Below are 23,075 nucleotides of genomic sequence, written 5' to 3' on the forward strand. Positions count from 1 at the left end.
GTACTGCAGGGGGGACCCTGTGGGAGAGTAGGACGCCGCCGAACAAATATTGGGAAAGCCCCCGCACATTGTGCGGGGGCTTTCTGCATTTCCGGAGAGTTTATGGTCTGTGCATGCGCTACGACCTGGTCCTCTTCGACAACGACGGTGTGCTCGTCGACAGTGAGCCGATCTCCAACCGGCTGCTGGCCGGCTACCTCACCGAACTCGGGCACGAGACCTCCTACGAGGACTCCGTCCGGGACTACATGGGTTCGGCCATGCACCGCATCCACGACCTGATCCTCGAGCGGACGGGGCAGCGGCTGCCGGAGGACTTCGACGACGAGTTCCACGCCCGCGTTTTCGCCGCGTTCGAGCGGGAGTTGCAGCCGGTGCCGGGCGTCGCGGACGTGCTGCGGCAGCTCGCCGCGGCCGGGGTCCCGTTCTGTGTGGCCTCCTCGGGGAGCCATGAGCGGATCCGGGTGGGTCACCGGAAGACCGGGCTGGACCGGTGGTTCGACGACGCGCGGATCTTCAGTGCGCAGGACGTCGGTCGTGGGAAGCCGGCACCGGACCTGTTCCTGCACGCCGCACGCTCGATGGGGGTCGCGCCGGAGCGGTGCGCCGTGGTGGAGGACAGTCCGCTGGGGGTGCAGGCGGGTCTTGCTGCCGGGATGGACGTGTACGGGTTCACGGCGATGACGCCGGCCGAGAAGCTGGTGGGCGTGAAGGCGCCGTTCACCACGATGGGGGAGCTGGGGGCTCTCCTGGCCTGAACGGCTACCGTGGCGTCCATGAGCGGCCGCGCGCAGATGATGTGGGACGAGGCAGTCACCGGCTACGACTTCGGGCGAGGGCATCCGATGGATCCGGTCCGCCTGAAGCTGACGCGGCGTCTGGTCGCGGCGCTGGAGCTGGACCGCGAGGTCACCGTGGCCGGGGGCAGGGCGGCGGGGGACTCCACACTGCGGCTGGTGCACCGCCAGGACTACATCGAGGCGGTGAGGGCGGCCTCGGCCGATCCGGAGGCCGCGGACCCCTCGTACGGGCTGGGCACGGAGGACGACCCGGCGTTCCGTGGGATGCACGAGGTCTCCGCGCTGATCGCCGGGCTGTCGGTGGGGGCGGCGGAGGCGGTGTGGCGGGGGGACGCGCTGCACGCCGTGAACTTCGCCGGCGGGCTGCACCACGCCATGCCGGGGGCGGCGTCGGGGTTCTGCGTCTACAACGACGCCGCGCTGGCCGTCGCGCGGCTCCTGGAGCTGGGTGCGGAGCGCGTCGCCTATGTGGACGTCGACGTGCACCACGGGGACGGCGTCCAGGCGGCCTTCTGGGACGACCCCCGTGTTCTGACGATCTCCCTGCACGAGCACCCGCGCACACTGTTCCCGCAGACCGGGTGGCCCGAGGAGACGGGCGGCCCGGGCGCGCAGGGCACGGCGGTGAACGTGGCGTTGCCGGCGGGGACGGGGGACGCGGGGTGGCTGCGGGCGTTCGACTCGGTGGTGCCGGAGCTGTTGGAGGAGTTCCGGCCGCAGGTGCTGGTCACGCAGCACGGCGCCGACACGCACTTCGAGGACCCGCTGGCGCATCTGGCGGTCTCACTGGACGCGCAGCACGCGGTGCAGGCGGCCTGTCATGGGCTGGCGCACGCGCACGCGGACGGGCGGTGGATCGCGCTCGGCGGCGGGGGCTACGAGGTGGTCGACGTGGTGCCGCGGTCGTGGACGCATCTGGTCGCCGTGGCGGCGGGGCGGCCGGTGGCGCCGGAGACGCTGGTGCCGGAGGGGTGGCGGCAGGAGGTGTACGCGTTGACCCGGCAGGCGGGGCCGCGGCGGATGACGGATGGGCGGTGGCCGGTGACGTTCCGGTCGTGGGGGGACGGGTACGACCCGGCGGATCGGCTGGATCAGGCGATCCTCGCCACGCGGAAGGCGGTGTTCCCCCTGCGGGGGCTGATGCCGTGACCCTTCGCGGTTCCCCCTGCGGGCGCGGACGTCGCCTCGTGCGGCGGTGAGGTCCTCCGGTCCCGGGGGCAGCCGCACCCACCACCCCGCCCCCCTGCGGGCAATCGTGCCGCTGGGCGGCACGGGTGGGCGCAGGGGGCCCACGTCCTCACACGACGGCTCGCCCCCCGGAACGTCAGGTCCCCTCCTGGGAAGGGGGCGGGTCGGGGGAACAAGACAGTGCGCTCCACCGAGGCTCGGCCCTGGGGCGTGCTGCGGCAGGGCCACGTGCGTACGGTGCCGTCGGTTTGCGCGAGGTGAGGGGAGCCGCTCACCGCGGAGGCACCGCCCTGCGCCCGCCCTCCCCCAAGCTCTCGGCTTCGCTCGAGCAGGTGGGGGTACCCCCGGACGAAGTCTGGGGGAGGACCCCCATCGCCCCCTGGGCGGCCCAGCCGCCCGCAGCGGGAGCGGGCGCTGCGGCCCGGCCGCCCGCAGGGGTGGAGGTGAGGGGTGGCGCTCTGCGGCTCGGCCGCCCCCGCAGGCACGGCAGGCACGGCAGGCACGGCAGGCACGGCAGCCACGGCAGCCACGGCGGGCGCGACGGTCGCGGGGTGGGGACGGGGTGGGGACGGGGCCGAATGGGCCGGCGGGTGGGGTGGGGTGTGGTCGGGATTTAGTGGGTTGTTGTCGATTGTTGGCGGGTGGGCGGGCAGTATGTGATCGGGGACGATCGCGTCGACGAGACGGTCCGCCTCGTCCCGGAGCCAACCGGAACCCCCGCCGCGGGCCCGGGCCACCGGGGAGCCCCCGCTTCCGGGGCCGGCGGCGCGCCCCCGGTGCGAGTCGCGCTCGGACCGGCCGGCAGGCGGGCACTCGACGTTCCGCGGTGATGCGCTGCGTCCGATGCAGGGCCGCAGTGTCGACAAAACGACCCGGTTCCGCCTACGCATCAGCAACCCCGGCAGCCCCGCGCCCGTCCCCCCGCCGGTGGTGAGGGGATTCCGCCGCCGGGGGCGCACCACCGCGTGCCGTGGCCGGCGGCGGGTGCGGTGGCCGGCGTTCCGCGGGGCGGGTGCCGGGCCCGCGGGGAGGGGAGGCTTCCGGGCCAGCCGGGCAGGTCAGTGCGGGTGCGGCGAGGCGTGCGGGCCGGGGCGGGCGGGGCGGTGAGGGCCGCCGGTGGTGCGGGGGGCGCGGATCTCCGCCGGCGTTCCGGCTGGGGTGGGTGTGGGGCCCGGGCGGCGTCCCCCGCTTATCCGTTGCGTGCTCAATCGCGGGTGTCTGTCACGGTAGGCCGGTGATGGCTGCTCCTCTTCCCCACTCGCATCATCCGCCCCTACCTTGGGGAGTGAGCACGCAGCGACGAAGAGTCACCGGAAGGGGAAGCCGGTGGCCGTCGAGTGCGAAGGGTTCAGGTGTGTCATGGCAGCTGGCAGCGAAAGGCCTCTGAACGAGGTTCAGTTCCTTACCGTGGCGGAGGTCGCCTCGGTGATGCGCGTGTCCAAGATGACCGTGTACCGGCTGGTGCACAGCGGTCATCTGCCCGCCATCCGGGTCGGACGGTCGTTCCGGGTCCCGGAGCAAGCGGTTCACGAGTACCTTCGCGAGAGCTATGTGGGGGTGGAGACGGCCTGAGGCAGTCGCTCGCGGCGGTCCGGGGCTCTCCCGGGCCGTCGCGCAGCCCCTCGATTACGACCTCATGGCCGGGGGAAGGTAGGCTTTCCCCTCGAAGGTCGTATGGGCCCATGGCGCCCAACGCCGAGTGATGAGAAGTGAGCGAGGGTAAGTCGTGGGCTCTGTTATCAAGAAGCGGCGCAAGCGGATGGCCAAGAAGAAGCACCGCAAGCTGCTCAAGCGCACGCGCGTCCAGCGTCGCAACAAGAAGTAACGCGACGCGGCACACGCCGCGCGAAGCGTACGTCTGTGGCCCCCCACCGGTTCGGTGGGGGGCCACAGACGTTCCCGCGGTGCTGTGGTCGGCTCCGTGGGGCAGACGTGTGGGAGGCGTGGGTGGAGGGCGGTGGCAGCGTGACAGCCATACCCGCGCAACACGGAGCGGCTAAGTTGTCGCATACCGCCGGGAGGGAGCCCGCGCGGACGACGGGAGGGCGCTGGTCTTGGGCAGGATCGTGCTGGTGACCGGGGCGGCCCGGCGGCTGGGGAGCCACTTCGTGCGCCGGGTGCTGCAGGACCCGGACGTGGCCCGGGTGGTGGCGGTGGACGCCGTCACCCCGGAGCACGACCTGGGCGAGGCGCTGTTCGTGCGCGCGGACATCCGCCAGCCGGCGATCGGCCGGGTGCTGGCCGAGCACGCCGTGGACACCGTGGTCCATCTCGACGTCACCGGGACGGCGTTGGCCGGTGGCGGGCGGTCCTCGGTGAAGGAGACCAACGTCATCGGCACCATGCAGCTGCTGGGCGCCTGCCAGCAGTCGCCGACGCTGCGGCGGCTGGTGGTGAAGTCCAGCACCACCGTCTACGGTTCCGCCTCCCGCGACCCCGCGGTGTTCGACGAGGCGACGACGCCGAAGGTGCTGCCCAGCGGCGGCTTCGCCAAGGACGCCGTCGAGGTCGAGGGCTACGTCCGGGGCTTCTCCCGGCGGCGGCCGGACGCGGCGGTCTGCGTGCTGCGGTTCGCCAACATCCTCGGGCCGGGCGTGGACACCCCGCTCGCCTCCTACTTCCGTCTGCCGGTGCTGCCGACCGTGCTCGGCTACGATCCCCGGCTGCAGTTCGTCCACGAGGACGACGTCACCGAGGTCCTGCTGCGGGCCTCCCGGGAGCCCGAGCGCGGGACGCTGAACAGTGGCACCTTCAACATCGCGGGGGACGGCGTGCTGACGCTGTCGCAGTGCGCGCGGCGGATGGGACGGCCGACGGCGCCGGTGCTGCTGCCCGCGGTCACCCTGACCGGGTCGCTGCTGCGGACCCTGGGGCTCTCCGACTTCTCCCCCGAGCAGATCCGGCTGCTCACCCACGGCAGGGTCGTCGACACCCACGAGATGCGCGAGATCCTCGGCTTCGAGCCGCGCCACAGCACGGCGGAGACGTTCGCGGACTTCGCCTCGGCCGCCGGGCCCGGGCTCCTGCCGCCCGCCGCGCTCGCCGCGGCCGTCGACCGGATCGCCCGGCGCGTGGCGCCGGACACCAGCACCCAGGCCGAGCGGTAGACGTAAGGAGCACAGTCACCATGGCGGACGCGAAGGTCATACCGTTCGACGACGACCGCGCCAGGCGCCGCTCCGCGCCCCGCGGCGCGAGGTCCGGCGACGGAGCCGCGGTCCCGCTGCCGGCCCAGGGCCGCGGCGCGGGAGGGCAGGGCGACGAGGCAGCCCCCGGCAGCCCCGGCAGCGGTCAGGGAGCCTCCGGCAGCGGCAAGGGCGTCTCCCACGGGGGTGCGGACGCCCCTCGCGGGGGTGCGGGCGGCCAGGACCCCTCGCACGGCGGCGGCGGGCTGGAGCGGCGGCTGGCGAAAGGGCTGGCGTTCCTGCGGCGGCGGGTCACCGGCGAGTACGAGGTCGACGACTTCGGCTACGACGCCGAGCTCACCGACGAGGTGCTCATGGCGATGCTGCGCCCGCTGTACGAGAAGTACTTCCGGGTCGAGGTGAAGGGCATCGAGAACATCCCCGCCGAGGGCGGGGCGCTGATCGTCGCCAACCACTCCGGGACCATCCCGCTGGACGCCCTGATGATGCAGGTCGCCGTGCACGAGAAGCATCCGGCGGGCCGTCACCTGCGGCTGCTGGCCGCCGATCTGGTCTTCACCCTGCCCGTCGTCAACGAGATCGCCCGCAAGCTCGGTCACACCCTGGCCTGCGCCGAGGACGCGGCCGAGCTGCTGGGGCGGGGCGAACTGGTCGGCGTGATGCCGGAGGGCTTCAAGGGCATCGGCAAGCCGTTCGGGGAGCGGTACAAGCTGCAGCGGTTCGGCCGGGGCGGGTTCGTCTCCACGGCGCTGCGGGCGCGGGCGCCGATCATCCCGTGCTCGGTGGTCGGCGCGGAGGAGACCTATCCGATGGTGGGCAACGCCCGGACGGTGGCCCGCCTGCTGGGGCTGCCGTACTTCCCCCTCACGCCGACCTTCCCCTGGCTGGGGCCGCTGGGCGCGCTGCCGCTGCCCACCAAGTGGACCATCCAGTTCGGGGAGCCGATACCCACCGACGGGTACGCGCCCGAGGCGGCGGACGACCCGATGCTGATGTTCAACCTGACCGACCAGGTCCGGGAGGAGATCCAGCACACGCTGTACAAGCTGCTGGTCCGGCGGCGGTCGATCTTCTTCTGACCGGCCCGGCAGGCCCGCCCCGGCAGGCATGCGGAGGAGGGGGACGCCCTGCGGACGTCCCCCTCCTCACGACGTCACTCCGACGAGTCCCCGCCGAGGCCGAGGCCCGGGAGGAGGTCGGGGAGCAGCGGGGGCAGCGTGACCCGGTGGCCGCTGTCCTCCTCGTCCTCCGGCTGGGAGGTCGAGCCCTGGTCCGCCTCGTCCGGCGGATCGAACAGGCCGCCGGTGCCGCCGCCGAGCAGACCGTCGGTGTCCGAGGACGGGGACGCCTCGGGCTCGCCCCCGGTGCCGGTGGAGGAGCCCTTCTCGTCCTTGTCCTTGCCCGGGGCGGTGGACTCGCCGGACGGGGAGGAACCGGGGGAGCGGGAGCCGGTCCCGTGGCCCGGCCGCAGGTCGTCGCCGGGTGAGGGCGCCTCGGGCAGCAGGGGCCGCAGCGGGGCGACGTCCTGCTCCATGGCGTCGAAGACCGACGACACCTCCTCGCTCACGTCGCCGAGCTGCACGGGGAGCCGGCCGCGCAGCTCGTGCCACGTCCGGCCGTGCCGGTCGGTGAAGGAGGAGAGCGCCCGGATGGGGGCCAGGGAGTCGGGGTCGCGCCGGTAGGCGTCGTGGAGCAGGCGGTGGCCCTCGACCGCGTCCTCGTGCATGCCGGAGAGGGTGCGGCGGATCTCGACCACCGATTCGTGGTCCAGATGGCCGCCACGGCCGCGCTCCATCAGCCGCCGGGTCTCCGCGAGGCGCCGGGAGGCCTGGTCGAGGAGCATCTCCCCGCGCTCCGTGCCGTCGTCGGCGAGACCGAGACGGAAGTCCTCGATCCCGCGTTTGAGGCCGTAGAGGGAGTCACCGGGGAGGGCGTCGGAACTGGCCGCGGCCACGCCTCCGAAGGCACTGGCCGCCACGCCGACGCTGAGCCCGCCGGCGGCCAGGCCCTTGGTCAGGCGGGAACGCGGCCGGAGCTTTCCCAGGGCGCTCGCCCGGTGGGCGCCCCGCGCCCGGGGTGAGCGTTGGCCGGGGACCTGCGTGGACGCGTCCGTGCCCAGGGCGCCCTCCTGGACCATGGCCTCCATGGCGGCCACCAGTTGGGCGCGCTGGACGACCTTCACCTCGGGGTCGAGCTCCGGTTTGGGCAGTTCGCCGAGACCCGCGGCGACGGCCGTCATGGCCGCCTGCCCGGTGTCTTCCGCGGCAGCGGGGTCCGGTGCCGCCGATCCCTGTGGCTGCTCGGCCGCCGTGCCCCGGTCGGACAGCTCCTCCAGGGCCTGGGCGAAGGCGTTCGCCCGCCGGTGCGCCGATACGTTCGCGATCACTGGCGGCACCTCCTCTCGTCATGACGGACGACTCCCGGCGTGGACCTCGGGGAGTCCGCAGGGAGCCTGTATCCCGGACAACGAGCGGCTGGGCACTTCGGTTACGGACTTCGGGCGGACTGGCGGTGGAATCAACCGCCTTTCACCTTAAGTGAGTTGATGATTGCGGAGGGTGGCCTCCCGAGACACGGCCGCCGGGGGCGGCCGCAGGCCGGCCCCCCGGTCAGCGGGCGTCGTCGGGAAGCAGCCTGGCCAGGGTGCGGACGGCGCGGTACTGCAGTGTCTTGATGGCGCCCTCGTTCTTGCCCATGACCCGCGCCGTCTCGGCGACCGAGAGCCCCTGCAGAAAACGGAGCGTGACGCATTCCTGCTGCTGGGGGTTGAGCCTTCGGACGGCGTCGAGCAGGGCGGCGTTGGACAGATGCTCCAGGACGGAGTCCTCGGGCGAGCGCTCGACCTCGTTGGCGTCGAGCATCTCGCCGGTGGTCACCTCGAGACGGAAACGGCTGGACTTGAAATGGTCGGCGACCAGGTTGCGCGCGATGGTGACCAGCCACGCGCCGAAGTCCCTGCCCTGCCAGGTGAAGGTGCCGATCCGGCGCAGGGCGCGCAGGAAGGTCTCACTGGTGAGGTCCTCGGCGGTCGCCCTGCTGTTCACCCGGTAGTAGATGTAGCGGTAGACGGTGTCGCTGTACTGGTCGTACAGCCGCCCGAAGGCCTCGGCCTCGCCTCCCTGGGCGCGTTCGACCAGATCCATCATGCGTGCGCTGTCGCTGTCCGCCGCGGGACGGCGGGCGGGCGCGGCGGCGGTGGCGCCCGCGCGGCCCCTCCGGACGACCGTGCCCGAGCTCTCGGCGAGGGCGTAGCACGGGCCGGCGGGGGCGGCGAGGGCGGGAACGGCGTACGCGGTGGGGACGAAGCCGCGCAACAGCTCCAGGGCCGCTGAGCGGAGCGCAGCCAGGCCCGAGGCGTCAACCCCGACGTGTGGGTACACGGGACTCCCAGAGGCAGAGCTTCCATCACGTGCAGTGCGGAACCGTTCACCCGTCGTGGCGACGGAGAGGTACCGAATTGCGTCTGAGGAGAATAACGCTTCGTGCAGGGCCTGCTACGCCGAGTTGCCTAAATCGTCGATTACGTCGCTTCCCTGCCCGGTTCGGGTCGAATTCGATGACATGGAGAGATCGTTTGGCGACCGTATCCGGCCATGTTGCGAGCATCCGGTGTCCGGCTCCGGCCGATGTGAGCGGAGCGTCAGGGCGGCGAGGGGCGCGCACGACGACGCCCGGCGGCGTCGCCGGCCGCGAGGGGCCGGGCGCCGTCGGGCGTCGGACGGGCTGAGGGACGGGGGAAAGCGCCGGTCAGACCAGGCGCCGGCGGCGGTGCAGGGCCAGCGCGGCAGCGGTTCCGCCCGCGACCGCGCCGACTCCGGCGGCCGCAGGGATGCCCACCATCGCGGCCTTGCGGCCGGTGCGGTAGTCACGCAGTCGCCATTCCCGTTCGCGTGCGTATTTGCGCAGCCGGGGGTCGGGATTGACCGCGTAGGGGTGGCCGACCAGCGAGAGCATCGGGATGTCGTTGTACGAGTCGCTGTAGGCGGCGCAGCGCGTCAGGTCCAGGCCCTCGGCGGCGGCGAGGGCGCGGATCGCCTCGGCCTTGGCGGGTCCGTGCAGGGGTTCGCCGACCAGACGGCCCGTGTAGACGCCGTCGACGGACTCGGCGACGGTGCCCAGGGCGCCCGTCAGGCCGAGCCTGCGGGCGATGGTCTGGGCGATCTCCACCGGGGCGGCCGTCACCAGCCACACCTTCTGTCCGGCGTCGAGGTGCGCCTGGGCCAGGGAGCGGGTGCCGCTCCAGATGCGGCCGGCCACGTACTCGTCGTAGATGTCGTCGCCGATCATCTCGAGTTCCTCGACGCGGTGCCCCTTCACGATGGACAGGGCGGCGTCGCTGGCCTCCTGCATGTGGGCGGGGTCCTCGATGCCGGCCAGCCGGAAGTAGGCCTGCTGCCAGGCGAACCGGAGCAGCTCCTTGGTGTCGAAGAACTTCCGCTTGTACAGGCCCCGGCCGAAGTGGAACAGGGCCGCGCCCTGCATGACCGTGTTGTCCAGGTCGAAGAAGGCGGCGGCGCTGGTGTCGCCGAGGACCGGGAAGCGGTCCTCCTGCTCGAGCGCGCCGGAGGACTTGCGGGCGGCCTCCGCCGCGGCCTCGCCGGCCAGGACACTGCGCGCCGTGGCGAAGCGCTTTCGGGGGAGGAGCCATCCAAGTGCGGCCATGCGGTGAGCATATCCAGATCGTGGGACGGGTTCGGGGCGGAGAGGTTGTCGTCCTGTGAACACCGAACACCGCGCGGCCCTCCCTCACAGGGCGCTGCCCTCCCGTACGCCGGCGGCACGCTCGCCGCCGGCGCACGGCGCGGGTCCGCCCGGGAGGTGCGGCGGATCAGGCGAGGGCGGCGCGCAGGCGGGACTCGTCCACCCGCCAGAAGGTGTGCTGTCGCCCGTCGATCAGGACCACCGGGATCTGCTCCCAGTAGGCGCGGTGGAGTTCCGTGTCCTGGGTGATGTCCTTCTGCTCCCAGCGCACGCCGAGTTCGTCGCAGACCTTGGACACCACCTTCTCCGCGTCCTCGCAGAGATGGCACCCGGGCTTGCCGATCAATGTCACCAGACCACTCATGTCCGCCATTGTCCCGCGCCCCGGAGCGGTCACGCGCAGGCGTGGGCGGCGGGCGGACGGTGACGAGGTCGTGATCGTCTTCACGAATGCGGCGCCCTCTCGGCGGTCAGGGACGCCCCGTTGAGGAGAGATAGCTCTCACGGGACCCCGGAATCAGCCGCTGACCTGCGGATTCGCCAGATGTGACGGTTCGGCGGAACCGGCTGTGTGGCTTACGATTTGACCGCGAATTTGCTTGCGGGGGCGTGCATCGAACGAGGAGCGTGTGCTGCTTTGTCCCCGACGAGTGAGGGAGCCGGACGTCCGTCCGCCGGTTCCGCGCGCGTGCGTGAACGCCGCGTGACCCCGGTCACGTCGGTGGGGCAAAACGGACACCATCTTTGTGCACACGTTCACAAAGACATAGCCTGCATCCGACGAGGCGGTCCGGGGACGTGTGGCCGCCCCCAGCCCCGCTCTACCCGCAGGAGCATCGTGGCAACTGGCCGAACTCACCGACCGGCGACCCGCAGCCGAGGAATTCCCGAGGCCACCGTCGCCCGGCTTCCGCTGTACCTCCGCGCGCTGACCGCTCTGTCGGAGCGCTCGGTGCCGACCGTCTCCTCCGAGGAGCTCGCGGCCGCCGCCGGGGTCAACTCCGCGAAGCTGCGCAAGGACTTCTCCTACCTGGGCTCCTACGGCACCCGGGGCGTCGGCTACGACGTCGAGTACCTCGTCTACCAGATCTCCCGCGAGCTCGGTCTGACCCAGGACTGGCCCGTGGTCATCGTCGGCATCGGCAACCTGGGCGCGGCGCTCGCCAACTACGGCGGCTTCGCCTCGCGCGGTTTCCGGGTCGCGGCGCTGATCGACGCCGACCCCGCGATGACGGGGAAGCCGGTCGCCGGGATCCCCGTGCAGCACGCCGACGCGCTCGAGGACATCGTCCGCGACAACGGCGTCTCCATCGGCGTCATCGCCACCCCGGCCGGCGCGGCGCAGCAGGTCTGCGACCGTCTCGTCGGGGCCGGCGTGACGTCCATCCTGAACTTCGCGCCGACCATGCTGACCGTTCCGGACGGCGTGGACGTGCGCAAGGTGGACCTCTCCATCGAGCTGCAGATCCTCGCCTTCCACGAGCAGCGCAAGGCCGGCGAGGACGCCGCCGCCGACTCCGACAGGCCGGTGCCGCCTGCCGTCAAGGGCGCGGCCGCGGCCGCCGCCGCGATGGACGAGGCGGACCCGAAGGGCACCGACGGGGAAGCCCCCGCCGTGATGCCGGCATGAGTCTGCTCGTCGTCGGTCTGAGCCACCGCAGCGCGCCGGTCAGCGCGCTGGAGCGCGCCGCGCTGGGCGCGGAGGCGAAGACCAAGCTGCTGCAGGACACGGTGGCCGCCGAACCGGCCGCCGAGGCCGGGGTGCTGGCCACCTGCAACCGCATCGAGCTCTACGCCGACGTGGACAAGTTCCACGCCGGTGTCGCCGAGCTGTCCACGCTGCTGGCCCGGCACAGCGGGGTGGGGCTCGAGGAACTCACTCCTTATCTTTATGTGCACTACGAGGACCGCGCCGTCCACCACCTGTACTCGGTGGCGTGCGGGCTGGACTCGATGGTCGTGGGCGAGGGCCAGATCCTCGCCCAGATCAAGGACGCCCTGGCCCAGGCGCAGGAGCTGCACACCGCCGGCCGGCTGCTCAACGACCTGTTCCAGCAGGCGCTGCGGGTCGGCAAGCGCGCCCACTCCGAGACCGGGATCGACCGGGCCGGCCAGTCGCTGGTCACCTTCGGCCTGGAGCAGCTCGCCGACGGCGCCGAGGTGCCGGCCTGGCTGGACGGCAAGCGGGCGCTGGTGATCGGCGCCGGTTCGATGTCGTCGCTGGCCGCCGCCACGCTGGCGCGCGGCGGGGTCGCCGAGATCGTGGTCGCCAACCGCACCGTCGAGCGCGCCGAGCGGCTCGTGGAGATCCTCACCGCGGGCGGCGAGTCCCCGGTCCGCGCCCGCGCGGTCACCATGGACGCCGTCGCCGCGGAGCTCGCCCGGGCCGACATCGCCGTGTCCTGCACCGGCGCCACCGGCCTGGTGCTCACCGCCCAGCAGGTGGCGGCCGCGGTCGAGGGCCGGGTCCGCCCGGCCGGTCCGACCGACGTCACCGCCGGCGGCGCACCGCGCACGGCGGAGCCTTCCGGCGCCCGCGAGGCCGAGGACGCCGACGGCTGCCCCGTCGGCCTCGGCGCGGCCGCGCCGGCCGACCTGACCGAACTGCCGCAGGGCGCGCCCGGCGCCGGCTTCCCCGCCTCCGGCGAGGCGGCCGTGGCCGGCATGGACGCCGCCACGCTGGAGCAGCACGGCGCCTGGGTGGACCGCGGCGACGCGGAGCGCCTGGAGGCCGCGCGCACCGGGCAGGACGTGCGGCCCGAGCCCGACCCGGAGCTGGTGACCGCGCTGGCCGCGACCGCCGCCGCGGTGGGCCGGATCCCCGAGCGCCGTCGTCCGGAGGCCGTGGAGACGATCCGCCCCGAGCCGGTCCTGTCGGTCCTGGACCTGGCGATGCCGCGTGACGTGGACTCCGCCGTGCACCGGCTCGCCGGGGTGCGGCTGGTGGACATCGAGTCGCTGGCCGACGCCTCCGCGGACGCTCCGATGGCCGCCGACGTGGACCAGGTGCGGCGGATCGTCGCCGACGAGGTCGCCGCGTTCGGCGCCGCCCAGCGGGCGGCGACCATCACGCCGACCGTGGTGGCGCTGCGCTCCATGGCCGCCGAGGTGGTGGCTGGCGAGATCGCCCGGCTGGAGGGCCGGCTTCCCGACCTCGACGCCAAGCAGCGCCAGGAGATCACCCAGACCGTCCGGCGTGTGGTGGACAAGCTGCTGCACGCGCCGACCGTGCGGGTGAAGCAGCTGGCCGCGGAGCCCGGCGGCGCCGGGTACGCGGACGCGCTGCGCACCCTGTTCGACCTCGACCCGGAGACGGTGGCGTCCGTCTCCCGGGCCGACAAGGCCGCCGGCCGCAGCGCCGACGACACCCTCCAGAACACCCTGATCGACGCCAACGCCAAGAACCGAGGGCGAGCATGACAGAGAAGGCTTTGAGGCTCGGCACCCGGCGGAGCAAGCTCGCCATGGCCCAGTCCGGGCACGTGGCGGAGGCTGTGGGCCGGGTCACCGGCCGGCCCGTCGAGCTCGTCGAGATCACCACGCACGGCGACGTCTCGCGGGAGCACCTGACGCAGATCGGCGGCACCGGCGTGTTCGTCGCCGCCCTGCGCGAGGCGCTGCTGCGCGGCGAGGTGGACTTCGCGGTCCACTCGCTGAAGGACCTGCCGACCTACCCGGCCGAGGGTCTGACGCTGGCCGCGATACCGGTCCGCGAGGACCCGCGGGACGCGCTGGTCGCCGCCGGTGGGGCCAAGCTGGCCGACCTGCCGGCCGGCGCCCGCGTCGGCACCGGTTCGCCGCGCCGCCAGGCCCAGCTCAACGCGTACGCGCGGGCCAACGGGCTGCTGCTGGAGACGGTGCCGATACGGGGCAACGTCGACACCCGCATCGGGTTCGTGGAGAGCGGGGACCTCGACGCCGTCGTCCTCGCCGCCGCGGGCCTGAACCGGATCGGCCGCGCGGACGAGGTCACCGAGCTCCTGTCGGTCGACACCGTCCTGCCGGCTCCCGGCCAGGGAGCCCTGGCCGTGGAGTGCTCCGCGGACGCCGCGGAGCTGATTGCCGCACTTTCGCAGCTCGACGACCCGCTCACGCGGGCCGCCGTGACCGCGGAGCGATCACTGCTCGCCGCCCTGGAGGCCGGTTGCAGCGCACCTGTGGGTGCCCTGGCCGACCTTCTGGGGGACGGGCAGATTGTCAAGGAAATGCGCCTGCGGGGCGTCGTCGGCACGACCGACGGCTCCCGGACGGTGCAGATGTCCACCACCGGTCCCGTCCCCGAGACGCACGAGCAGGCGATGGCGCTCGGCCGCGAACTCGCCGCCGAGATGCTTGCCCGGGGCGCGGCCGGTCTGATGGGGGAGCGAGCACAGTGAGCCCCACCACCCTTCCCGCGGTTCCCGATCAGGGGCACGTCACCTTCCTGGGTGCCGGCCCCGGCGATCCGGGACTGCTCACGCTGCGCGCCGTCGAGGCGCTGGCGAGTGCGGACGTCCTCGTCGGCGAACCCGACGTGCTGGACGTGGTGCGCACACACGCCAGGCCGGGCGCCGTCCTGGAGAGCACCGGCGCGGACACGGACACGCCGCAGCTCACGGTGGTTGACGGCACGTCAACAACCGTTGCCGTTCCGGCGGAACGTGATGCCGTTCATCTTGTCATGGCGGCCGTACGCTCCGGCAGGCGGGTGGTCCGTGCCGTCACGGGCGACCCCGGCCTCGACTCCGACGCGGCGCGCGAGATGCTCGCCTGCGCCGCCGAGGGCGTGCGGTTCGAGGTGGTGCCCGGCATCGCCTCGGCCGTGGGCGTGCCCGCGTACGCCGGTGTGCCGCTGCGCGACGCGGACGGCGCGGACGTGCGGTTCGTCGACGCCCGCACCGCCAACGCCCGCTGCTGGACCGAGCTCGGCGCCTCCGACGGCACCGTGGTCGTCTCCACCACGCTGGACGGCGTCGCGGCGACCGCGGCGGAGCTGGTCTCGGCCGGCCGCAAGCCGGACACCCCGCTCACCGTGACGGTGGCCGGCACCACGACCCGCCAGCGCAGCTGGACGGCGACGCTGGGCACCATCGCGCAGGTCTTCAAGCAGGGCAAGGTGCTGCCCTCCGCGGACGGCGGCCAGGCCGTCATAGCCGTGGTCGGCGAGCGCGCCGCCGCGGGGGACCGCCGTGATCAGCTGTCCTGGTTCGAGTCCAAGCCGCTGTTCGGCTGGAAGGTCCTGGTGCCGCGTACCAAGGAGCAGGCGGTCTCGCTCTCCGACCAGCTCCGTTCCTACGGCGCGGTGCCGCACGAGGTGCCGACCATCGCCGTGGAGCCGCCGCGCACCCCGCAGCAGATGGAGCGCGCGGTCAAGGGCCTGGTCACCGGCCGCTACGAGTGGATCGCCTTCACCTCGGTCAACGCCGTCAAGGCGGTCCGGGAGAAGTTCGAGGAGTACGGCCTGGACGCGCGCGCCTTCGCGGGCATCAAGGTCGCGGCCGTGGGCGAGCAGACCGCCAAGGCGCTGATCGCCTTCGGCGTGAAGCCGGACCTGGTACCCAGCGGCGAGCAGTCGGCCGCCGGTCTGCTGGAGGACTGGCCGCCGTACGACCCGGTCTTCGACCCGATCGACCGCGTCTTCCTGCCGCGCGCCGACATCGCCACGGAGACCCTGGTCGCCGGGCTGATCGAGCTGGGCTGGGAGGTCGACGACGTCACGGCGTACCGCACCGTGCGCGCCTCGCCGCCTCCGGCGGAGACCCGTGAGGCGATCAAGGGCGGCGGCTTCGACGCGGTGCTGTTCACCTCGTCGTCCACGGTGCGGAACCTGGTCGGCATCGCCGGCAAGCCGCACAACGTGACGGTGATCGCCTGTATCGGCCCGGCCACCGCCAAGACGGCGGAGGAGCACGGTCTGCGGGTCGACGTGATGGCCCCGGAGCCGTCGGTCACCAAGCTGGCGGCGGCGCTCGCCGAGTTCGGCGCGAAGCGGCGTGAGGCCGCGCTGGCGGCGGGCGACCCGGTCACCCGGCCGTCCGAGCGGCGTCCCGGCGCGCGTCGCCGGAGGGCCACGACCAGCTGACGGCAGGTCCGTCCTGCCATGCCCCCGCACCCGGGTCCCGGGTGCGGGGGCGCGGTGCTTCCCCGCCCCCGCCTTCCCCGTCGCGGGGGCGGTAGTCGCTCGCACGTCCCGGCGTCCCCCTGCCGCCGGGGCCGCGGGAGCCGCGGCGGTCGCCGGGGTCGCAGGGGTCGCAATGGCCGCGGGGGCCGCGGCAGTCGCCGGGGCCCGGAGGTCACCCGCGCTCCTGCCGCCCCGGGGGCTCGCCGTAGTCTTCTCGCGTTCCCCAGCCGTTCCCGGCCGCTCGCGGCCGTTCTTCCCCGGAGGTGCCTGGTGGCCGAGGTGCTGGCCGTGGCCGTCATCACCGTGCTCGCGGTGATCAGCCCGGGCGCCGACTTCGCCATGATCGTCCGGAACAGCTACCTGTACGGGCGCACGGCGGGTCTGCTGGCCGCGCTGGGGATCAGCCTGGGCGTCCTGGTCCATGTCTCCTACACCATGCTGGGCGTCGGGCTGCTGCTCTCCGGGACGCCGGCGCTGTTCACCGCGGTGCGGATCGCCGGCGCCTGCTACCTGGTGTGGATCGGCTGGAAGACCTTCCGCTCCCGGGTCGAGGTGGACACCTCGGGCGAGGTGGGCGAGCCGCTGTCGCACGGCGCGGCCCTGCGCACCGGGTTCCTCACCAACGCGCTCAACCCGAAGACCATGCTGTTCATCGTGTCCACCTGGACGCAGGTGGTGCACGCGGGCACCCCGCTGCTGCGGCAGGCGGGCTACGGCCTGTTCATCTCGGTCGCCCACCTGGTGTGGTTCTCCCTGGTCGCGGGCGTGCTGTCGGCGCCGGCGCTGCGGGCGCGGCTGCTGAGGCGTCAGGTCCCGCTGAACCGGACCATCGGCGCCGTTCTCGTCGCCCTCGGCATTTCGCTCGCCTTCACCTCGGCGTGATCCCTAGGCTCGGCGCATGATCGCGACCTTGCAGTGCTTCGTCATCGACTGCCCGCGACCGCGTGAACTCGCGGCCTTCTACCGGGAGCTGCTCGGCGGGGAGGTGGACCGCAAGGATCCCCGCTGGTCCACCGACCAGGCGTGGTCCACCCTGCACACGCCGGGCGGCCCGGTCCTCGCCTTCCAGCAGGCCCCCGACCTCCGGCCGCCCGCCTGGCCGGACCCGTCCCGCCCGCAGCAGTACCACCTCGACCTCGGCGTCCCCGACCTCGACGCCGCCGAGGCGAAGGTGCTGGAGCTGGGCGGCACGCTGCTCGAGGCGGGCGACCCGGGGCGCGGCTGGCGCGTCTACGCGGACCCGGTGGGGCACCCGTTCTGCCTGGTGCGCGAGTGACGGCCGGGGCCTCCGGCCCGCCGCCGGGCTCCGTCGTGGTCGTCACGGGGGTGATGGCCGCGGGGAAGTCCACCGTCGCCGAGGCTCTGGCCGCGCGGCTGCCGAGGGCGGCGCACGTGCGGGGTGACGTGTTCCGGCGGATGGTGGTCTCCGGGCGTGAGGAGATGACGCCGGACCTCGCCCCCGGCGCGCTCGCCCAGCTCGACCTGCGTCAGCGGCTCGCCGCCACGGTGGCCGACGAGTACGCGGGCGCCGGGTTCACGGCGGTGGTGCAGGACATCCTGCTGGGGGACGACCTGCCGCGGTTCGTCGCGCGGGTGCGGAGCCGTCCGCTGTACGTGGTGGCGCTCGCCCCGTCGGCGGAGGCGGTGCGCGAGCGGGAGGCGGGCCGGGCGAAGAACGGCTACGCCGGCGGCTGGGCGGTGGACGGCTTCGTCCGCGCGCTGCGGGAGGACACGCCGCGGCTCGGGCTGTGGCTGGACACCTCCCGGCTCACCGTGGAGGAGACGGTGGACGCGATCCTCGCGGGTGCGGAGGAGGCGGTGGTCGCCCGCGCGGAGGGTGCTGGCGCGGAGGGCGCCGGTGTGGAGGGCGCCCGCGCGGAGGGCGCCGGCTGAGCGGCTCGTCAGCCGGCGCCCAGGGCGAGCTCGACGATCCCGGCCATGCGGCGGCGGACCGCCGCGGGGACGCCCGGGTGACCGACCGGGCGCGCGGCGGTGCGGGGATCACGCAGGAGGCGGGCCAGCACCCGGGCGGGCAGCCGGATCCAGGGGCCGGGATCGGGATCCGGGTCGAGAAGTCGGTTGGCGTGGTGCGGGTGGGCGCAGGTGCGGGGGGCGCTGCTCCGGAGGCCGGTCACCTGGACGAGGAACTCGGCCGGTCCGGACGGGGAACCGGGGGCCGCCGCGTCCGTGGCCGACCCGGGTCCGAAGCGTCCGCAGCCGGTCCGGGGTCCGACGTGTCGGCGGGGCCGGCGGCGGGCGTCGAGGCGAGTTCGCGCCAGGCGGCGTTTATTTCGGCATGGCGGTCGGCGAGGATCTCCGCCGAAGGGGCGACCTCGCCGTCGGTCGCCGCCTGCCAGGCGGCAGGCACCGGCAGGAGCGGTGGCAGGACCGGAGGCGGGGCGCCGTGGCGTGACGGAGCGACCACCTCCAGCCCGGCGCGGCGCAGCAACTCGTCGACGTCAACTCGGTTCCCCCACACGGCACATCCTGCGTCATGCGAGGGGGCTGTTCCAGGCGGTGGCGCCCAGCGGATATTCGTACCGGGGGCGGCCGGAGCTGCCGCTGGTACGGAACGGGCGCCCGTGGTCGTCGACGCGGACCGTCCCCGAACGGCCGCCGCTGGACCACTCCAGGTCCAGCGCCCAGCTCACGTCGTGGGCCGAGGCGTGCGCGGTGACGTACACGACCAGCGGCTCGGCGGCGCTCACCTTGTAGGGGAACGCGCCCTGACCCCCCTGTGGCCGTGCGGCCGGGCGCGGGTCGTCGAGGCGGACGTCGAAGGACTTGGTGGCGACGTTGCCGCCGCAGCCGACGCCCATGGCGTAGTCGTTCCAGGGCAGCGGGTCGGCGGACCTGAGGACGCGGACGTGGATCGCGTCGAGGACGACGGTCCGGTCGCCCTTCGCCTGGAAGGTCAGCGCGACCATCTGGTCGCGCGCGGAGACGGCGCCCATGGCGGCCACCCACCCGGGCGCGTCCGGCTCGGTGGGCGGCGGGCCCAGCTCGGCGGGCGGCCGGTTCACCAGGTAGTGCTGGCTGCAGGGGCTCTCCCACACGTAGGGGCGGGTGGAGATGGTGAGCGGCGTACCGGTGAACTGCGGGGCGGCGGAGGCGTCGGGGAGCGGAGTGGGCGCCTCCGGCTCGTCCTCCTTCGCCTTGCTCGCCGACACCGAGGGAGAGGGGGAGGCCGGGTCTTCGGAGGAGGCGGGCGTGGGGGCGGGGTCCTTGTCGGACGCGGCCGCGCCGGCGGCGGTGCGGTCCGGGGCGTGGTCGTCGTCCGCCCCGTGACGGGCGATCAGGGTGCCGGTGAGGACCACGGCGGCCACGGCGGCGACGGCGGAGCCGACGAGCAGGCGTCGGCGGGCGGGGGAGTGGGGGGTGCGGGTGCCGGGCCCGGGGGTCGCCCCGGCTTCCGGCCCGGCCACTGCCCCGGCCCCGGCCCCAGCCCCGGCTCCTGCCTCGGCCCCGGCTCCTGCCTCGGCCCCGGCTCCTGCTCCTGCCCCCGCTCCTGCCCCCGCTCCTGCCTCGGCCCCGGCCTTCGGCGGGCTGCCGGCGGCGACCGCCGTTCCGGCCTGGTCGGCCGCCGGGGAGTGCGCGCGGACGGAGCCCGTGGGGGGAGCCTCCGCGGGGGTGTCCAACGGGTGAGTGCCCGGCGTCAGGGCGTCCGGAGCCGGTGCGTCCTTCGGTGTCGGGTCGCCCGGTGCCGGGGCGTTCGCCGCCGGGGTGCCCGCGGCGGAGGCGTGCTCTGCCGGGGTGCCCGTGGCCGGGGCCACTGCCGAAGGGGCGCCGTTCGCCCGATCGGCCTCCGTGGCGGAAGCCGCGCCGGCCGGCGCGGACCCGGAGGCGGCCTGCGCGGCTGGGCGCGCCTCACGGGCGTCACCGACGGCACCGCCGCCCCCCGCCGAGCCACTCGCCGGCGTCGCACCATCCGCCGCCGCGCTCCCCGCGGCAGGGGCCGGACGTCTGCGCGCGGCGTCGGCGAGGACCCAGGCCCGGTGGAGGCTCACCAGCTCCTCCGTGGACGCCCCGCACACGCGGGCGAACCGCTCGACCGGCGCGTACTCCGCCGGCACCGCGTCCCCGTTGCAGTACCGGTGCAGCGTCGACGTGCTCATGTGGAGCCGCTTGGCGAGCATGCCGTAGCTGCGCCCCGAACGGTCCTTCAGTTCCCGCAGCCGCCGCGCGAACTCCGCGGTGTCCTCTGCCCCCGTCACTGTCCCTCTCCCCCTCGTCCGTCGTCCGGGACGTCCCGTCCGGGCGTTCCAGGCGACCGCGTTCTGGCTGGTCAGGGCGTCGGGAACGTTCCAGCGTCCCGTACGCCCCGGCATCGGCGCCGGTGGGACGAATCCGCCCACAAACTGTGGTCATCCAAGCACGCCGCTCGGCCCGACCGGTCGAGCGGCTGCCGAACTCCACCGCCTTGAGAGGTATTTCGCCATGCGTGTCTCCACCTTCCGCCGCCCCCGTGTCCGTGTCCTCACCGTCGCGACCGCCGCGTTCGCCGCCTTCTCGCTCACCGCCTGCGACAGCGGTTCGGACGGCGGCTCCCCCGCTCCCTCCCCGGAGGGCTCGCGTCCCGCCGCCTCCGCCGGCAGCCCGGACGCCGGCACGGAAACGAAGCCGGCCGGCACGGAGAAGTCGACCGGCGGCGCCTCCACCACGGGCAAGGGCGACGGCGCCTCAACCGGCTCCGCCGGAAACCAGGGTTCGGACCGGGGCGGCTCCACCGGAGGCTCCACGGGGGGCTCCACCGGCGGCTCCGGCAGCGGTGGCTCCGGTTCCGGTGGCTCCGGTTCCGGTACCGCCCTGGTGACCTGCACCGCCGCCAACACCAAGATCCGCGTCACCACCGTCTCCCGCCCGATCAACCACGTCCTGATCACCGCCGTCAACACCGGCGACGCCCCCTGCCTCGCCTACCACGCGCCGTTCCTGCGGTTCGACGACGCGCAGGCGGCCGTTCCGGTGCTGGACGACAGCCGGCCCCAGGCGGTGGTGACCCTCGAGCCGGGGGAGGCCGCCTACGCCGGGGTGATGACCGCGGCGGCCACCGGCGAGGGCGAGGGCGGCCGCACCGCCCGCAAGGTGACGGTCACCTTCGCCGGGCGCTCCGGCGGCGCGAGCTCCGGCGCCGCCACCGTGTCGCTGCCCGCGGGCGGCGTGTACGTCGACAGCACCCACACGGTCACCTACTGGCAGCAGGAGATGGACCAGGCGCTGGCCTGGTGACCCGCTGCCCGGCGGGCCGCACGGCCTCAGCCGACGAGGAGCTGGGCCCTGAGCCTCCTGACGTCCCGCGCGTCGAGGCCGAGGGCCTGCTTCTCGTACCGGGTGAAGGAGCCGTACACGTCCTCCACCTCCTGGAAACCGGCGTTGAGGTAGGAGGCGCGGACGTCCAGGAGCGGCTTGTAGACCGCCGCCTGCTCCGGCGGGAGGGCCGCCAGCGTCGCCGCGTTCGCCTCGGCGCGGTAGTCGTTCGAGGCCAGGTAGTCCCGCATGACCGTGCCGCGGGGCACGCCCAGGGCGGTGAGCAGGGCGGCGCTCGCCCAGCCGGTGCGGTCCTTGCCGGCCGTGCAGTGGTAGAGCGAGCCGCCCGCGTCGGCGGTGATCCCGCCGAGGACGGTGGTGTACGCCGCCCGTGCGGTGGCCCCGCCGACCATGTTCCTCTCGCCGTCGATCATGAACTGCTCGGCCTGCTCGGCGGTGGCCGGCAGTTCGAAGCCGGCGCCGGCGCCGTCCGTGCCGCCCATGACGTCGGCCACCACGTACCGCACCCGGGCGGGAAGCCGGTCCGGAGCGGCCGTCCGCTCGGACGTGGTGCGCAGGTCGTAGTCGACGCGCAGACCCAGCCGGGCCAGTTTGGCCAGATCGGTGTCCGTCAGGTGCTCCAGGGAGTCCGAGCGGTAGACGACGCCCATCTTCACCCAGTGGCCGTCGGCCGTGCGGTAGCCGCCCGCGTCACGGAAGTTGACGGCGCCGTCGAGCCGCACCAGCCGGTCGGCGAGACGGAGCGGCCCGCCCCGTTCCGGCACCAGGTCGAACCACTGCCGGTCGGCGGCGGGCAGACCGCGGACGGTCACGGAGCCGGTGGAACCGCCGGTGGCGACGGTGCGGCCGTCCGCGCGGACGGTGACGCGGTGCACGCCGGGCGCCTGCCAGGTGATCCGGTACGAGCCGTCCTCCCGTGCGGTGACCTCCGCCGCAGTGAAGGGGACGCGGGAGGAGTCCTGCCGGTGCGACGCGGTGGCGTGGGCGGTACCGGGGGTCGTCGCGGCGGCGGTGGCCGTCGCGCCCGCCAGTACGGCGATGGTGGCCAGGGCGTGGGCGGTGCACCTGACGCGAGATGTGTGTGTCATGCATCGGATCGTGCGCGCCGGAGATGAGCCGACGGCGAACTCCCGCCCAACCGTGGGCGTCCCCCGGGCGGGCGGCATGCGACACCGCCTCCCCCGCCCGCCTCACCGGCGGCGCCGGGGGGTGGGGGCCTCCGTCCGGCCGCCGTCGTAGCGGGCGATCACCGAGGAGACGGCGAGCATCAGCAGCGCGAGGACGCCGATGAACCAGGGCGCCGGTTCGCCCTCGGCCTTCGGTGAGACCCGGCGTTCGGGGTCGTGGGAGACCCGCACCCGGTCCTTCGCCCGGTACTCCCGCGCGGTGGTGATCTGCGCGGGGTGACCGCCCGGGCAGTCGAGGGTGAGGACGGACCGGCCCGGTACGGCGGGACCGTCGGTGCCCGGTTCCCGGGAGCCGCCCGTCGCCTCCGTCACCTCGCAGTCGACGGCCACCGCGCGCGGAGTGACGCGCTCGGCCGCGGTGACGACGGCGAACAGCGCGAGCGCGGTCAGGAGCACCCCGAAGAAGCAGCCCACGCCCCTCACCAGTGCCGTGTAGGCGATCAGCGCCGCGACCGTCACGGCGCCGCCCACCGCCATGCCCACGGACAGGGGCAGTCCGCTCGACGAGTAGAACCAGTACGCCCACGCGTACACCGCGAGGGCGGTGACGGGCGGGAGCAGCAGGGCGGTCCAGCGCCGGAGGGACATCTCCGGTGGGCCCTCCTGCCGCGAGTGGTGTGTCGTCGCCATGTCGGGCACTCCCCGTGGTGGCCGCCGGGTCCGTCCCCTGGGACGTCACCCGCGC

Annotated in this window: 22 protein-coding genes; 14 read left to right on the forward strand and 8 right to left on the reverse strand. The window is 74.0% G+C overall.

The window, feature by feature from the left end:
* Positions 1-113: 113 nt before the first annotated feature.
* From ACFRAV_RS22780 to ACFRAV_RS22805, 6 genes are all read left to right on the forward strand, one after another.
* Positions 114-758, forward strand: a complete 645-nt coding sequence (locus tag ACFRAV_RS22780) for an HAD family hydrolase (RefSeq protein ID WP_382558105.1) — start codon at positions 114-116, stop codon at positions 756-758.
* An 18-nt stretch (positions 759-776) separates the two neighbouring features.
* Complete coding sequence (locus ACFRAV_RS22785) at positions 777-1,949, forward strand: acetoin utilization protein AcuC (protein ID WP_382558106.1); 1,173 nt, start codon at positions 777-779, stop codon at positions 1,947-1,949.
* Positions 1,950-3,347: 1,398 nt separating this feature from the next.
* On the forward strand, positions 3,348-3,560 hold the full coding sequence (locus ACFRAV_RS22790; protein ID WP_159105670.1) for a helix-turn-helix domain-containing protein: 213 nt from the start codon (positions 3,348-3,350) through the stop codon (positions 3,558-3,560).
* A 154-nt stretch (positions 3,561-3,714) separates the two neighbouring features.
* A complete protein-coding gene (locus ACFRAV_RS22795) occupies positions 3,715-3,813 on the forward strand; it encodes a 30S ribosomal protein bS22 (RefSeq protein ID WP_003948845.1) in 99 nt (32 codons plus the stop codon).
* Between the two features lie 229 nt (positions 3,814-4,042).
* Positions 4,043-5,095 carry an NAD-dependent epimerase/dehydratase family protein gene (locus ACFRAV_RS22800; RefSeq protein ID WP_382558107.1) on the forward strand — a complete coding sequence of 351 codons (1,053 nt, stop codon included), beginning with the start codon at positions 4,043-4,045 and terminating at the stop codon, positions 5,093-5,095.
* A 20-nt stretch (positions 5,096-5,115) separates the two neighbouring features.
* Entirely contained in the window at positions 5,116-6,213 is a 1,098-nt protein-coding gene (locus ACFRAV_RS22805) for a lysophospholipid acyltransferase family protein (protein WP_382558108.1), read from the forward strand.
* Between the two features lie 74 nt (positions 6,214-6,287).
* On the opposite strand, the gene ACFRAV_RS22810 is transcribed toward ACFRAV_RS22805, so the two are convergent.
* From ACFRAV_RS22810 to ACFRAV_RS22825, 4 genes are all read right to left on the reverse strand, one after another.
* Complete coding sequence (locus ACFRAV_RS22810) at positions 6,288-7,520, reverse strand: DUF5667 domain-containing protein (RefSeq protein WP_382558109.1); 1,233 nt, start codon at positions 7,518-7,520, stop codon at positions 6,288-6,290.
* Between the two features lie 223 nt (positions 7,521-7,743).
* Positions 7,744-8,514 (reverse strand): ECF subfamily RNA polymerase sigma factor, BldN family, encoded by a 771-nt coding sequence (locus ACFRAV_RS22815; RefSeq protein ID WP_351110977.1) that lies wholly within the window; start codon positions 8,512-8,514, stop codon positions 7,744-7,746.
* Between the two features lie 367 nt (positions 8,515-8,881).
* Positions 8,882-9,796 carry an HAD family hydrolase gene (locus ACFRAV_RS22820; RefSeq protein WP_382558110.1) on the reverse strand — a complete coding sequence of 305 codons (915 nt, stop codon included), beginning with the start codon at positions 9,794-9,796 and terminating at the stop codon, positions 8,882-8,884.
* 166 nt (positions 9,797-9,962) lie between these two features.
* Complete coding sequence (locus tag ACFRAV_RS22825; protein WP_382558111.1) at positions 9,963-10,208, reverse strand: glutaredoxin family protein; 246 nt, start codon at positions 10,206-10,208, stop codon at positions 9,963-9,965.
* 465 nt (positions 10,209-10,673) lie between these two features.
* Between ACFRAV_RS22825 and ACFRAV_RS22830 the strand changes: the two genes are divergently transcribed.
* From ACFRAV_RS22830 to ACFRAV_RS22860, 7 genes are all read left to right on the forward strand, one after another.
* Positions 10,674-11,465 (forward strand): redox-sensing transcriptional repressor Rex, encoded by a 792-nt coding sequence (locus ACFRAV_RS22830; protein ID WP_351110971.1) that lies wholly within the window; start codon positions 10,674-10,676, stop codon positions 11,463-11,465.
* Entirely contained in the window at positions 11,462-13,255 is a 1,794-nt protein-coding gene (locus tag ACFRAV_RS22835) for a glutamyl-tRNA reductase (RefSeq protein WP_382558112.1), read from the forward strand. The genes ACFRAV_RS22830 and ACFRAV_RS22835 overlap by 4 nt, the downstream gene beginning before the upstream one ends.
* A complete protein-coding gene (hemC, locus tag ACFRAV_RS22840; protein WP_382558113.1) occupies positions 13,252-14,211 on the forward strand; it encodes a hydroxymethylbilane synthase in 960 nt (319 codons plus the stop codon). Before ACFRAV_RS22835 ends, hemC begins: the two co-directional genes overlap by 4 nt.
* Entirely contained in the window at positions 14,208-15,896 is a 1,689-nt protein-coding gene (locus ACFRAV_RS22845) for a uroporphyrinogen-III synthase (protein WP_382558114.1), read from the forward strand. The genes hemC and ACFRAV_RS22845 overlap by 4 nt, the downstream gene beginning before the upstream one ends.
* Positions 15,897-16,205: 309 nt before the next feature.
* Positions 16,206-16,817, forward strand: coding sequence for a LysE family translocator (locus tag ACFRAV_RS22850; RefSeq protein ID WP_382558115.1), 612 nt, complete (start codon positions 16,206-16,208; stop codon positions 16,815-16,817).
* Positions 16,818-16,833: 16 nt separating this feature from the next.
* Positions 16,834-17,211, forward strand: coding sequence for a VOC family protein (locus ACFRAV_RS22855; RefSeq protein ID WP_382558116.1), 378 nt, complete (start codon positions 16,834-16,836; stop codon positions 17,209-17,211).
* Between the two features lie 53 nt (positions 17,212-17,264).
* Complete coding sequence (locus tag ACFRAV_RS22860) at positions 17,265-17,828, forward strand: AAA family ATPase (protein ID WP_382558151.1); 564 nt, start codon at positions 17,265-17,267, stop codon at positions 17,826-17,828.
* A gap of 8 nt (positions 17,829-17,836) precedes the next feature.
* Here the strand turns inward: ACFRAV_RS22860 and ACFRAV_RS22865 are convergent, their stop codons facing one another.
* Entirely contained in the window at positions 17,837-18,070 is a 234-nt protein-coding gene (locus ACFRAV_RS22865) for a hypothetical protein (RefSeq protein WP_382558117.1), read from the reverse strand.
* A 357-nt stretch (positions 18,071-18,427) separates the two neighbouring features.
* A complete protein-coding gene (locus ACFRAV_RS22870; RefSeq protein ID WP_382558118.1) occupies positions 18,428-20,149 on the reverse strand; it encodes a helix-turn-helix domain-containing protein in 1,722 nt (573 codons plus the stop codon).
* 223 nt (positions 20,150-20,372) lie between these two features.
* Between ACFRAV_RS22870 and ACFRAV_RS22875 the strand changes: the two genes are divergently transcribed.
* Entirely contained in the window at positions 20,373-21,164 is a 792-nt protein-coding gene (locus tag ACFRAV_RS22875; protein WP_382558119.1) for a DUF4232 domain-containing protein, read from the forward strand.
* Positions 21,165-21,190: 26 nt separating this feature from the next.
* Here the strand turns inward: ACFRAV_RS22875 and ACFRAV_RS22880 are convergent, their stop codons facing one another.
* Together ACFRAV_RS22880 and ACFRAV_RS22885 are read right to left on the reverse strand one after the other, a co-directional pair.
* Positions 21,191-22,291, reverse strand: coding sequence for a tyrosine-protein phosphatase (locus ACFRAV_RS22880; RefSeq protein WP_382558120.1), 1,101 nt, complete (start codon positions 22,289-22,291; stop codon positions 21,191-21,193).
* 102 nt (positions 22,292-22,393) lie between these two features.
* Positions 22,394-23,020, reverse strand: a complete 627-nt coding sequence (locus tag ACFRAV_RS22885) for a hypothetical protein (protein WP_382558121.1) — start codon at positions 23,018-23,020, stop codon at positions 22,394-22,396.
* Positions 23,021-23,075: the final 55 nt, after the last annotated feature.

It is taken from the genome of Streptomyces sp. NPDC056600 (assembly GCF_042792855.1).
GTDB lineage: Bacteria > Actinomycetota > Actinomycetes > Streptomycetales > Streptomycetaceae > Streptomyces.

Excerpts from the sequence above, each read along its gene's own strand:
- ACFRAV_RS22780 (WP_382558105.1), top strand. The coding sequence starts at position 114 with ATGCGCTACGACCTGGTCCTCTTCGACAACGACGGTGTGCTCGTCGAC.
- ACFRAV_RS22785 (WP_382558106.1), top strand. The coding sequence starts at position 777 with ATGAGCGGCCGCGCGCAGATGATGTGGGACGAGGCAGTCACCGGCTAC.
- ACFRAV_RS22790 (WP_159105670.1), top strand. The coding sequence starts at position 3,348 with ATGGCAGCTGGCAGCGAAAGGCCTCTGAACGAGGTTCAGTTCCTTACC.
- ACFRAV_RS22805 (WP_382558108.1), top strand. The coding sequence starts at position 5,116 with ATGGCGGACGCGAAGGTCATACCGTTCGACGACGACCGCGCCAGGCGC.
- ACFRAV_RS22820 (WP_382558110.1), bottom strand. The coding sequence starts at position 9,796 with ATGGCCGCACTTGGATGGCTCCTCCCCCGAAAGCGCTTCGCCACGGCG.
- ACFRAV_RS22825 (WP_382558111.1), bottom strand. The coding sequence starts at position 10,208 with ATGGCGGACATGAGTGGTCTGGTGACATTGATCGGCAAGCCCGGGTGC.
- ACFRAV_RS22835 (WP_382558112.1), top strand. The coding sequence starts at position 11,462 with ATGAGTCTGCTCGTCGTCGGTCTGAGCCACCGCAGCGCGCCGGTCAGC.
- hemC (WP_382558113.1), top strand. The coding sequence starts at position 13,252 with ATGACAGAGAAGGCTTTGAGGCTCGGCACCCGGCGGAGCAAGCTCGCC.
- ACFRAV_RS22855 (WP_382558116.1), top strand. The coding sequence starts at position 16,834 with ATGATCGCGACCTTGCAGTGCTTCGTCATCGACTGCCCGCGACCGCGT.
- ACFRAV_RS22860 (WP_382558151.1), top strand. The coding sequence starts at position 17,265 with ATGGCCGCGGGGAAGTCCACCGTCGCCGAGGCTCTGGCCGCGCGGCTG.
- ACFRAV_RS22875 (WP_382558119.1), top strand. The coding sequence starts at position 20,373 with ATGCGTGTCTCCACCTTCCGCCGCCCCCGTGTCCGTGTCCTCACCGTC.
- ACFRAV_RS22880 (WP_382558120.1), bottom strand. The coding sequence starts at position 22,291 with ATGACACACACATCTCGCGTCAGGTGCACCGCCCACGCCCTGGCCACC.
- ACFRAV_RS22885 (WP_382558121.1), bottom strand. The coding sequence starts at position 23,020 with ATGGCGACGACACACCACTCGCGGCAGGAGGGCCCACCGGAGATGTCC.